The organism is Clostridium nitrophenolicum (genome assembly GCF_055391695.1).
Genome location: NZ_AP042469.1, coordinates 2,897,363 through 2,910,195, shown reverse-complemented (window position 1 = coordinate 2,910,195; position 12,833 = coordinate 2,897,363). Strand labels below are relative to the sequence as shown.

Genomic DNA, 12,833 nt, shown 5'->3' with positions numbered 1-12,833 from the left:
TGTTACTAATGAATAAACTTTTTATTAAGTTTTTTCCCATCATAGCATCAGTATTCATACTATTTTTACATGTATTGGGATATATGGCTACATTATACTTACCGAATTATTCAATGTTACTAATATGGTTATTATCAGGATGTATTGATATTATCTTTATACTTAAGCTTGGAAAAATAACACGTTCTTTTCATAAATCTATGTATATAGATCCTTTAACTCAATTGAACAACAGAGACTTTTTTTATGAGAGTATATCTGATTCAATGGAGAAACTACAAAAAAAGCAATCATATATTTCTCTGCTAATAATAGATTTAGATAACTTTAAAAATATTAATGATACATATGGTCATATTGCAGGTGACGAAATCTTAAAACAACTTTCAAATATTTTAAAACATAATATTAGAGCTACTGATATAGCCACTAGATGGGGTGGCGATGAATTTGTTATAACTCTTCCTGGAGTTAGTGCGAAAGATGCATTGAATATTGCAGATAGAATTAGAAGTGCTATACATAACTATGATTTTTTTTATAATAATATCCTTTTTAAAGTTACTGCCAGTATAGGAATTACTTCAGTTGGAAATAAAATGAATATAAATGCCTTTATAGATTTAGCTGATAAAGCGTTATATAAGGCGAAGACTAATAAAAATTCAGTGGCATTTTTAGATGCCTGTGTTGATTTATAGTGTAGATAAACAAAAGAGCACTTGATAATTAACATTATAATTATTATTAAAATCAAGGAGATAGCTTTCAATTATCTCCTAGGATCTTAGGATTAGAATCTTATTTTGGAAATTCAAATAAATTTTCTATACTTAAAAAAGCTATCGGATTATATCTGATAGCTTTTTTAAGTATAGTAATATAGATAAAAATATGAAGGGAGCGTGATAATATGCAGAATAAGAGTATGCATCAAAGGGTTAATAGATTGCTTCATGGAAGAGAACCTTTTGAAGATGATGAAGTCGCTGAAGTTTTAAACAAAAATTTGCATCTATAAAAATGTACGCTAATATAATATAGCTAGATTCATATAACAAATAATATATATAAAAAGACACTGATTAATTTGGGTGCCTATTTTTATTTACAGTTATAAATTAATCATTCTTAAAATATAATTTTATGTATCTAAATATTAAAACTCCTTACTTTATAACAGTTCAGTTATCCCTATTTATTAGACAGTTTGTATACACTTCCAAGTCATTTGTTGTATTAATTTGTCAAGATAATATTGAATCTGAAGCACATAAAAACGTACTATCTTATTTTAAAACTTATTGAAAATTTATAGATGCTCCTTATGTAGTAAGCCTTGCATGTAGATCAGGTTTTCTTGGCGGACAAGGTAAAGATGAAACAAAGCTAGAAAAATATCCAACATTAAAAGATATTTACAAAGCGATTGTACAAGTGGGTGAAAAAATGAGTTTTCGTACAATAATAAAACTTATGGATATTAAAACTCTTATTGCAGGGATTGTTCCAGTAATCTTAGGCTCAATCTATTCAAGATATGCTTTTGGAAAGTTCAATGGTGGTTATTTTATATTATTAGCTGTTGCTATGATACTAATTCAAAGTGCAACTAATATGGTTAATGATTATTTTGGCTTTAAACGTGGTGCAGATAGCAAAGAGAAGGAGAATGAAAAAGCTTTAGTGAGTGGCGAAATTACTCCAAAACAAGTTTTAGTTATTATATTCACGTATCAATTTATTACTTTTATAATTTGTATTTATATAGCCACCCAAACAAGTTATTATATTTTAATAGTTGCGCTCACTGGTGAAATCATTTCAATTTTATATGCTTGTGGGCCTTTGCCTATTTCATATACTCCGATAGGTGAAATTGTATCTGGAGTAACCATGGGAATAGGTATAACAACAACGGCTATTTATATTTACTCAGGAGTATTTAATTTAAATACAGTGCTTTTAGCAGTTCCTACTGCAGTATTTATTGGTACCATATTACTATCTAATAATTTAAGTGATATAGAAGAAGATAAGAAAGTTGGTAGAAAGACATTACCGATACTGATAGGAATCAAAAATTCTGAAAAGCTTTGGATTTTTAATGTAACTATGTTGCTGGTATTAACATTCATTTTACTAATAATGGACATCTATCCCATTGCTGTATTAGTAGCTGTTATTTTATTATTTCCTTATAAGTCAATTTCGAATTTCTTATCCTATGATAAGAGCATTTATACAAAAAGTAAAACAATGGAACTAATAGGGAGGATTGGATTAAAATATCATTTAGCTGTGATTATTGGATTATTAATATCAATACAAGACTAGTAGAAGCTAAATAATCAATTAAGGCTGTCCTAAAAAGGATAGCCTTTAAATTTTCATAAATACTAATAATCTCGCAGCAGCATCTTTGTAATTATTCTCTTCAAGGCTTGGCTTTCATCCGTATTTGGGAGTTCATTAGCCAATATCAGAGCTTTATTAGTATACCTTTGAGCGGTTTCTCTTGATTTTTTTAATCCAGCAGAGTTTTTTAAAAGGTTAAGTGCTTCATCGAAATTACCTTCTTTTAAATAATTTCTTAAATGAGTATTTCCTCTTCTCAACTCATATAAAACAGCCATAGTGTATATTCCTTCTTTAATGTCATTCCCAGAAGGTTTACCTAGGATCCTTTCAGAAGATGTTATGTCAAGTAAATCATCTATTAGTTGAAATGCCATTCCTGTAGAATATCCTATGCTTTTTAATTTTTTTACAATATCAATATTGACATTGCTTTCATACGCGCCCATAGATAAGCTAAGAGAAAAGAGAGAAGCGCACTTACTACTGATTCTTTTTAAGTAACTTTTAATGGTAGAATCTAAGGAGTAAAGAGAATAAAATTGATTTATTTCACCTCTGCATATTGATTTTATGGTTTCAGACACATCTACTATGCTTTTATGAGAACAGTTTTTTGAAAATATAACATATGCTTGTGAAAAAAGATAATCTCCTATAAATATTCCTGTTTTTACTCCATGTTTGCTATGAATTGTCTTTTTACCTCTTCTAATATTTGCCTCATCAATTATATCATCATGAACAAGGGTAGCTAAATGTAATAATTCTACTCCTGCAGAAATATTGATGAGTTTTTCTTTTTCAATTTTTCCAAAGCTTCCTCCAATTAATGTAAAAACTCCTCTAATTAATTTTCCATCATCTGCAGCTAAATCATTTAGAAGAGTTTTAACAGTGGCATCAGTATCTATTAAATTATTTCTAATAATCTTTTTTAGTTCTATTAAATCTGTATTAAACATGTCTATAGACTCTTTTTCTCTTAACATAGATCTTCCTCTTTTCTCTATTAGTTATGCTGAATATATATTAGTATCTATAGTTATTCTATTTTTTACTAATAAATATAGAACAGATTTCTATTTTAACCTCAAAACTAAATTTATAAATTATAACTAATTTAATAAAAAGTATTCCAAATTTGCTGGAGCTACATATAATAGATAATGGAAAATTTTAGAAATAATAATTTAGGGGGCTTGTTATGGAAGATGTTATCACCTTAGCAAGGGTACAATTTGCAGCTACAACCATTTATCACTTCTTTTTTGTACCATTAACAATTGGATTGTCATTTTTAATTGCAGTAATGGAATCCTTATACGTTAAAACAAAGAAGGATAAGTATAAGCAAATGACTAAGTTTTGGGGGAAACTATTTCTTATAAATTTTGCAATGGGAGTTGTAACAGGTCTGGTGCAAGAATTTCAGTTCGGAATGAACTGGTCTAATTACTCAAAATATGTTGGGGACATTTTTGGTGTGCCTTTAGCCATAGAAGCGCTACTTGCTTTTTTCCTGGAATCAACTTTCCTTGGAATTTGGATTTTTGGATGGGAAAAAGTTTCTAAAAAAGTACATCTTGTTTCAATATGGATTGTTGCATTATCAACTACACTTTCTGCCTTCTGGATTTTAACAGCTAATTCATTTATGCATGAACCTGTAGGATATACTATAAAAAATGGAAGAGCAGAACTGACAAGTTTTACAGATATTATTTCAAATCCGCACCTTTGGGTTCAATTTCCTCATACTATTTTTGCATCACTAGCTACGGCGGCATTCTTTATATTAGGAATAAGTGCATATCATATAATAAAGAGGAATAATGGAGCATGGGTAAAGGCCTCATTGAAAATGGGAATTATGGTTTCAATTGTTTCAACATTATTAGTTGCAGGCATGGGTGACGTTCAGGGAAAATATCTTGTTAAGCATTTACCTATGAAGATGGCAGCAGCTGAGGCTTTATGGGAAACAAAGGATCCTGCACCACTATCTATAATAGCTATAATCGATGAAAAAAATAAGAAAAACTCTTTTGAGATAAGCATACCAAAGCTTTTAAGTTTTATGAGTTACAATAGTTTTACTGGTAAAGTTGAAGGTTTGAATGATATTCAACAAAGATATGAAAAACAGTACGGTCCAGGCAATTACATTCCTCCTGTTACAATATCATTTTACTCTTTTAGGTTGATGGTTGGAGCTGGAATACTCATGCTTTTGATGTCATTGACTGCTTTGTTTTGCTATGTCAAAGGGAAAATCTATGAAAAGAAAAAACTACTTAAGCTTTTAGTTTTATCAATTGCACTACCTTATATTGCAAATACCACTGGTTGGATATTAACAGAGATAAGCCGAACACCTTGGATCGTATTTGGACTTTTAAAGCTTGATAAGGCTATTTCTCCTACAGTATCTAGTACTTATGTTTTAATATCGTTAGTAGCTTTTGTAGCTGTATATTCAATATTAATTATTATAGACTTATATTTAATGTTCAAGTTTGCCAAGATACCTCCAGAAGGAAATAAATCTTTAAATCAAAAATTTAATGGTAATCGGGAGGGATCATTATGGATTTAGCAATTGTATGGTTTATATTAATTGCTATCTTATTTATAGGATTTTTCTTCCTTGAAGGTTTTGATTTTGGAGTAGGAATACTTCTTCATTTTCTAGGAAAGACAGATAGAGAAAGAAGAATTATTATAAATACAATAGGCCCATTTTGGGACGGTAATGAAGTTTGGCTTATAACAGCTGGAGGTGCAATCTTTGCTGCATATCCAGTATGGTATGCTACTATGTTTAGTGGTTTTTACATGGCTCTTCTTCTAGTACTTGTAGCCCTTATACTTAGAGGAGTTGCTTTTGAATTTAGGAGTAAGTATGAAAGTATTATTTGGAGAAAAACTTGGGATTATGCAATATCTGGCAGCAGTTTCGTCTTGTCTATACTTTGGGGGATAGCTTTAGCAAATTTAATTAAAGGTGTTCCAATAGACAATAGAATGAATTATGTCGGGGGATTTTTCGATTTGATTTCTTTTTATACATTAATTGCTGGAGCAGCAACCTTATTCATATTTATCTTTCATGGTGCGATTTTTTTATCATTAAAAACAGAAGGTGTAATAGAACAAAGGGCTTTGAAAGCAGCTAGGAGCTTTGGATTATATGCAATAGTAATTACTTTAGTGCTTATAATAGGGACTTTTGTGAAAACTGACCTATATAACAGTAAGTTTGCATTAAGTACATCTATATTAGCTGTAATATTTTTATGTTTAAGTTGGTACTTGATTAGAAAAAAAAAAGCTAAAATTGCTATGATAATGAATGGTCTTTCGATTGCGCTTGGTGTTAGCTCGTTATTTTTAGGAATGTTTCCAAGAGTTATGGTTTCAAGTATAAAGCCTGAGTACAGTCTAACAATTTATAACGCTGCTTCAAGTCATAATACCTTACTTTTGATGACAAAGGTAGCATTGGTATTTGTTCCTATTGTACTTGCATATCAGACCTGGACTTACTGGATATTTAGAAAAAGAGTTACAGGAAAGGATTTGGAGTATTAAAAGCAAATATAAATAACTGATTATTTAGCTTAATATAGAGTAACTTAACCATACACAAGAACTCTAATTTGAGAGTGCAAAGAGTTCTTGTGTCTCCATTTATTCGGGAATACGTGTAAGTTAGAAGCAAATATACTATAAGGAGTATATATACTTATGTTAAATAAAAGATTGTTAAAAGAAAGCAGCATAAAAAAACTATATATACCTGTAATTATTATTAGTGCAGTTATAAATTCTATTTTTATAATAGTTACAGCTGCGCTTTTAGCCTTAATAGTAGAGGGAGTATTTTTGAAAAAGTGTAATTTAAATAAGATTAACTTATATATTTTATTGTTTTTGTTAAATGCTGCTTTTAGATTTATTTCTAACTTTTTTATTCAAAAATACATTAAAGACTGCTCTGAGGATATAAAGAATAAGATAAAGTTAGAATTTTTTAATTTAATTCTTTCGACTAATCCATATAAAGTTAAAAATAATAGTACAGGAGAACTTGTTAATATACTTACAGATGGAATGGAAATGATTACGCCTTACTATTCACAGTATATTCCTCAAGTTGCTTCAGCTGTTTTTATATCCTTAATGATTTGTACTACTGTGGCTTTTGTAGATAGATTATCAGCATTGATAATGGTTATAACCTTTCCAATCATTCCAATATTTATGGCCCTTATAGGCTATAAAACTAAAGAATTAAATGAAAAACAGTGGAAAAAACTTAATATTCTAAGTTCACATTTTTTAGATATGCTCCAAGGGTTAAATACATTAAAAAGTTTCGGCAGAAGCAAGATTCAGGAAGAAAAAATATATGAGATAAGTGAAAGCTATAGAAAATCAACAATGGAAGTTTTAAAAGTAACATTTCTATCATCATTAGTTTTAGAATTATCGGCGACAATTAGTACTGCTGTTGTAGCAGTAGGCTTAGGTTTAAGGCTAGTTTATGGTAAAATTAGTTTTTTACAAGCGTTTTTTATATTAGTACTTACACCAGATTTTTATATGCCACTTAGACAATTAGGGATGAGATTTCATTCTTCATTAAATGCTCAGGTTGTAATTGAAAAAATTGAAGATATGGAGAAGGAACTTAAGTTTGAAGAATACAATTATTCAACATTTGATGTACAAGCAAGTAGAAAGAAAGGGTTTAGTAAGAAGAAAAGCGACGTAAAAATAGATATTAATAAAGGTTTAAATATTGAAGTTAAAGATTTAAGATTTTCTCATGAATTTAAAGATAATCTAAATAATATAAGTTTTAGGATTAACGCAGGAGAAAAGGTTGCCTTAGTAGGGGAGAGTGGCTGTGGTAAAAGTACTTTGATAAATATTTTAAGTGGATTTTTAAAAGTTGATGATGATATGGTTTATATAAATGGTATCGATTTAAACAGTATAAACAAAGATAGTTATTTTAGCAAAGTTGCAATAGTACCTCAGTTTCCTCACATTTTTAATATGGACATTAAAAATAACATTTTAATGGGAAACAAGATGAACAATAGCAATATCTTAAATATCTATCATGCTACAAAGGTTGACTTATTTTCAGACGAATTTAAAGACAAATATAAAACAATTATTGGAGAAGGTGAAGAAATAGAAGTAAGCGGTGGGGAAAGGCAAAGAATTGCATTAGCAAGAGCAGTAGTAAAAAATGCTGATTTTATAATATTAGATGAAGCTACCTCCGCTTTGGACTCTAAAACAGAAGAGATTGTTGTAAATATTATGAAAGGTTATTTTGAGAATAAAACAGTCTTAATTTCAGCTCACAGATTAAATACTATAAAAGCTGTAGATAAAATTTTAGTTCTACAGGATGGTTATTTAGTTGAAATAGGTAACCATGAGGAGCTAATGAAGCGTAGAGGCCGGTATTATAATATGATGAAGTGAAACTTGATTCAATGGAGCTTTTCAGTGTATGACTGGTACAGTTACTTAATAAAATTGTGGAGGAAAGTTAATGAGATTTTTTAAAGTTATGAACTATCTTATGAAAAAACATATTCCACTTGTTATTCTCTCATTATTTATGGGGACTTTTACCGTATTGAGTAGTATAGGAATGTTCTCAACTTCTTCTGTTTTAATATCTAAAGCCGCTCTTCATCCAGATGTATTAGATTTAATGATTTTAATAGTTGGTATTAGATTTTTGGGAATATCAAGGGGAGTATTTAGATATTTAGAGAGAATTTTTTCACATGATACTACTTTCAGAGTATTAAGTAGCGTTAGAAAATGGTTTTATAAAAATTTCGAGGATAACTACTCAGAAAATAATAAAGTTTATAAAAAAGGCGATATTTATAGCAAAATAGTAAGTGATGTGGATTCATTGAAAGAGTATTATTTAAGAGGAGTTTATCCATTAATAATAGCAATTTTAACGGGAATAATTACTGCTATATTTCTATCATATTTTAATAAAATTATTTCCTATTATTATATTTTAATATATTTCTTTTGTGGTATCATTTTACCTCTTGTATTATTTATATTTAATACTAAATTAATGGAAAAAGAGTCTGAGGTAAAAAAAGAGCTAAACTTAATTCTTTTGGATATGTTAAAAGGTATTTTAGAAGTAACTATTTATTCCATGAAGGAGGAATTTAACTATAAGTTTAGCCTATTAAACAATGAATTATCTAAAATACAAAAGAAGAAAAATTTAATTGCTACAGTTGAAGATAACATACATGCTTTATTTGTAAGCTTAGGAATGGTCATATCGCTATTAGTAGCTGCACCGCTAGTAATAGAAAATAAGTTATCTGGTATATACTACGCCATGCTGCCACTAGCGATTATGGCTTCCTTTGAAGCATTACTGCAGATTCCTAGTATACTTTATAAACTTCAGATCGCACATAATGCTGGAAATAATATTTTATCCATTACAGAAAAAAATGATAATTTTAGATCCAATAATTCTAATCGCAATAAGGAAGTTTCTTTTAGAAATTTTACTAATCTTAATAACGATAGACTCACTAAAAAAGCATTAGATAATTACAATCTCTCTGTTAACAATTTAAGTGTATATGATAAGAACTCTGGAAATTTCATTATAAAAGAATTATCCTTTAATCTTCCTTACGGAAAAAAGATAGGTATAGTTGGGTTTAGCGGTTCTGGAAAAAGCTCTATCTTAAAAACCTTGATGGGATTTATGAAGTTTCAAAAAGGAGATATTAAGCTAGGTGGCATATCATATGACAAGTTAGCAATAGATGAAATAAGAAAGATATATGCTTATGTTGAGCAAAATCCATATATTTTTAATGCTACTATTAAAGAAAATTTGTTTATAGCAAATACAGGAGCAGATGAATATTCTATTATTGATATATTGAAAAGAGCTCATATATTTAACTTAATTAAAGCACTTCCAGGAGGAGTAGACTCCTTACTAGGAGAGTACGGGTCTAAAGTTTCAGGTGGTGAAAAACAGAGACTGGCAATTGCACGGGCCTTATTAAAAGAGAGTAAAATACTATTGCTAGATGAACCAACTGCTAGTTTAGATGTAGGACTCGAAAAGAAAGTCATAGATTCAATTTATAATACTATTAAAGATAAAAGCTGCATATGGGTGACTCACAGATTAGTAAGGATGGATCGAATGGATGAAATTTTAGTTATTCACGGAGGAGAAGTAGTGGAAAGAGGCACACATAGTGAGTTATTAAATAATAAAGGGCCGTATTATAAGCTATGGAGTGCACAACACCAATATTTATTTTAGAGGAGTGTTACTATGAAGATATTTATAGTCGGTGGAGGATTTGCTGGAATTAACGCAGCAAAGAAACTCTCTAAAAAACTTTCAACTTCTCACGAAATTTATTTAATAGATAAAAAAGAATATACAACAATGCTTCCAAACCTTCCTGAAGTAGCTAGTGGCAGATTGGAGAGCAGTGATGTTAGAGAAAATATAATGAATTTACTTCCACAATCAGTGAAATTTATAAAAGAAGAAATATTAGAGATAAATTTTGATGAAAAAACCATAAATACAAATGAAAATCAGTATAAATATGATTATCTAATCTTAGCAACTGGCTCAACAACAAACTTATTTGGTTTTAATCAAAGCTTAGATAAAGTAAATGTATTAGATTCATTAGAGGCAGCTGAAAACATTAAGATGAAATTTTCAGAGTACTTAGATACTGCGCCAGAAGCTACATTAGTAGTATCAGGAGCTGGTTTTACTGGTATGGAACTTGCTTGTAACTTATATGATTTAAGCAAGAGAAAAGGAAAAAATTTAAATGTTATTTTTGTGGAAATGGCGAATAGGATATTACCTATGCTTTCTGAAAAGCTATGCTCTCATGTAATAGATAAGTTAAATGAACTTAAGTTTAAAATATACACTGATAATCAAATTATGACATTTGACGGAAAAGATATAACTTTAAAGAACAATGAGGTTATTAAGGATGTATTTTTCTGCTGGTGCAGCGGAGTTAAGTCTGTATTAAAGCCTAGTGGAGAATACAAAACGATTCCAGATGGAAGAATCATAGTTGATGAATTTTTATCAATTCCTGAGTACCCTGAAGTTTATGTAGTTGGAGATGCAGCTGCTATAAAGGATAAAAACAATAATTTTTTAAGAAGGGCTGTAACCTTTGCACAAATGTCTGGTAGACATGGAGCTAAAAACATTGCATCTGTATTAAACAAAAAGCGAAGAACACCATTTACACCTGTAGACTTGGGGTGGATAATACCGATTTATATTTCTAGTATTGGAGCAGTGCTTGGTAAGGACATAAAAGGACGCAAAGGAATATTTATGCATTATATATTATGTGGCATTAAAAATTATAACTTTAGAAACTTTTGGTCAGAGTTAAAAGCTGCATTTAAATATCCTTTTGTAAAACCATAAGGCTTAAGGTGTTGTATTGATTAAAAAATCAGTATAGCACCTTTTGTATTTAATTTTTATGACCATAGTAGATTTTTTATTACTTGTAAGTTTATTGGATGCTATTTTAAATTTAAATCTGAAAAACTTGGTATTTAATTTTATAATAATAAATATTGTAATATTAGTACTTATTAAAAGGATGGTGTTTTATGAAAGTCATAATTATCGGCGGTGGTTGGTCTGGTTGCGCTGCTGCAATAACTGCAAAAAAAGCTGGGGCAGATGTAGCTTTATATGAAAAAACAGACTTGCTTTTAGGTCTTGGAAACGTAGGAGGAATATTTAGAAACAATGGTAGATATACCGCGGCAGAAGAATTAATTAACCTAGGTGCAGGAGAATTAATTCATTTAATGGATGATAATGCTAGGCATACAAACATAAGCTTTCCTGAACACAACCACGCATCCCTTTACGATGTAAGTAAGGTTGAACCAGCATTAAGAAATTACTTAGCAGATTTAGGTATCGAATTAAACCTAATTAGTAGGGTTGTTACTATCGAAAAAGATGAAAACAACATAACACATATAAAACTTCAGGATGGTAGTTTGGTAGCAGGCGATGTTTTTATAGATGCTACTGGCTCTACAGGTGCTATGGACAATTGTTCAAAGTATGGCAATGGCTGTGTAATGTGTATTCTAAGATGTCCTACTTTTGGTTCAAGGGTAAGTATTAGCGCTAAAGCTGGTGTAAAAGATATAAATTCTGAACGTGAAGATGGAACTCCTGGTGCTTTTAGTGGGTCTTGTGAAATTCCAAAGGATAGTTTGTCTGATGATATTGTGCGTAAATTAGATGAAAAAGGTGTAGTTGTTTTAAAAATTCCAGCACAGGACGTAAATCCAAAAAAGCTGAAAATTAAGGTTTGCCAACAATATGCTCTTGATCAGTTTGCAGAAAACCTGGTACTTCTTGATACTGGTCACATAAAGCTTATGAGTCCTTTTTATCCAATTGAAAAACTTAGAAAAATTCAGGGATTAGAGAAAGTTAGATTCATGGACCCTTATTCTGGTGGTAAGGGTAATTCTATAAGATATCTAGCTGCAGCTCCTAGAACTAACGAATTGAAAGTAATAGGAGTGGATAATTTATTCTGTGCTGGTGAAAAATCAGGATTTTTCATAGGTCACACGGAAGCAATTTGTACTGGTTCTTTAGCTGGACATAATGCTGTAAGATTTTCACTCAATATACCTTTACTAAATCTACCAACTTCAACAGCAATAGGGGACATAATTTATTATTCGAATTATAGGTTAACAACATCTGATGGTAAGAAGATTAGACATACTTTTTCTGGAGCAGAGTATTTTGAAAGAATGAAAAGTTTAGGACTTTATTCAACTGATAATGAAGATATTAAGAATAGAATTGAAACCTTAGGGTTGAGTAATGTTTTTGCGAAAAAACTAGGGTAGAATTGTATGCATTAAACAAGATTATAATAGCTAGCGTTATATAGCTTATATATTGGTTAGTAGCAAGAGCTTTTTCAGGAAATGTAAACCATCTAGCTAATATTGAGGAAATCCATAGAATCTCTCATATGTTATAACACAAAGAAATAAAAGGCGTTAGTAAACACCTTTTATTTCTTTAGAAATTCATATTCTACTACTTCGAGCGTACTTCATTTTTATTTTTTGCATATACTAAAGATTATTATATTTATAGAAGGAAGGTGATATAATGACTGATAAAGATGTAGTACCCAATAAATTGATAAATGAGAAATCTCTATATCTTTTACAACATGCTCATAATCCTGTAAATTGGTATCCATGGGGAGAAGAGGCATTTAGTAAAGCAAAAGCAGAAGATAAGCCAATCTTTCTCAGTTTAGGTTATAGTACATGTCATTGGTGTCACGTATATAAAAGATACAACGTATTAACCCCAT

At 30.0% G+C, this 12,833-nt stretch carries 9 protein-coding genes and 1 pseudogene; 9 read left to right on the top strand and 1 reads right to left on the bottom strand.

From position 1 onward, the window contains the following. Window positions 1–8 precede the first annotated feature (8 nt). Together ACZ5N4_RS13765 and ACZ5N4_RS13760 are read left to right on the top strand one after the other, a co-directional pair. Window positions 9–701, top strand: coding sequence for a GGDEF domain-containing protein (locus ACZ5N4_RS13765; RefSeq protein ID WP_464203088.1), 693 nt, complete (start codon window positions 9–11; stop codon window positions 699–701). Between the two features lie 748 nt (window positions 702–1,449). Then, window positions 1,450–2,337 carry a UbiA family prenyltransferase gene (locus ACZ5N4_RS13760; RefSeq protein ID WP_464203087.1) on the top strand — a complete coding sequence of 296 codons (888 nt, stop codon included), beginning with the start codon at window positions 1,450–1,452 and terminating at the stop codon, window positions 2,335–2,337. A gap of 62 nt (window positions 2,338–2,399) precedes the next feature. Here the strand turns inward: ACZ5N4_RS13760 and ACZ5N4_RS13755 are convergent, their stop codons facing one another. Continuing rightward, window positions 2,400–3,350 (bottom strand): polyprenyl synthetase family protein, encoded by a 951-nt coding sequence (locus ACZ5N4_RS13755; protein WP_464203086.1) that lies wholly within the window; start codon window positions 3,348–3,350, stop codon window positions 2,400–2,402. Between the two features lie 215 nt (window positions 3,351–3,565). On the opposite strand from ACZ5N4_RS13755, the gene ACZ5N4_RS13750 reads away from it, so the two are divergent. The 7 genes and pseudogenes from ACZ5N4_RS13750 to ACZ5N4_RS13720 all read left to right on the top strand — a co-directional run. Next, window positions 3,566–4,957, top strand: a complete 1,392-nt coding sequence (locus tag ACZ5N4_RS13750; protein ID WP_464203085.1) for a cytochrome ubiquinol oxidase subunit I — start codon at window positions 3,566–3,568, stop codon at window positions 4,955–4,957. Beyond that, on the top strand, window positions 4,948–5,952 hold the full coding sequence (cydB, locus tag ACZ5N4_RS13745) for a cytochrome d ubiquinol oxidase subunit II (protein WP_464203084.1): 1,005 nt from the start codon (window positions 4,948–4,950) through the stop codon (window positions 5,950–5,952). Before ACZ5N4_RS13750 ends, cydB begins: the two co-directional genes overlap by 10 nt. Window positions 5,953–6,108: 156 nt before the next feature. Next, window positions 6,109–7,866: a thiol reductant ABC exporter subunit CydD gene (cydD, locus tag ACZ5N4_RS13740; protein ID WP_464203083.1), complete on the top strand. Its 1,758-nt coding sequence runs from the start codon at window positions 6,109–6,111 to the stop codon at window positions 7,864–7,866. Between the two features lie 70 nt (window positions 7,867–7,936). After that, the gene (gene cydC / locus ACZ5N4_RS13735; RefSeq protein ID WP_464203082.1) at window positions 7,937–9,724 is read left to right on the top strand and encodes a thiol reductant ABC exporter subunit CydC; all 1,788 of its coding nucleotides are present in this window, start codon (window positions 7,937–7,939) and stop codon (window positions 9,722–9,724) included. 12 nt (window positions 9,725–9,736) lie between these two features. Continuing rightward, window positions 9,737–10,882 carry an NAD(P)/FAD-dependent oxidoreductase gene (locus ACZ5N4_RS13730; protein ID WP_464203081.1) on the top strand — a complete coding sequence of 382 codons (1,146 nt, stop codon included), beginning with the start codon at window positions 9,737–9,739 and terminating at the stop codon, window positions 10,880–10,882. A gap of 191 nt (window positions 10,883–11,073) precedes the next feature. Beyond that, window positions 11,074–12,351, top strand: coding sequence for an FAD-dependent oxidoreductase (locus tag ACZ5N4_RS13725; protein ID WP_464203080.1), 1,278 nt, complete (start codon window positions 11,074–11,076; stop codon window positions 12,349–12,351). A 271-nt stretch (window positions 12,352–12,622) separates the two neighbouring features. Further along, a pseudogene (locus tag ACZ5N4_RS13720) lies at window positions 12,623–12,814 on the top strand (DUF255 domain-containing protein); the annotation flags it as partial. Window positions 12,815–12,833 lie beyond the last annotated feature (19 nt).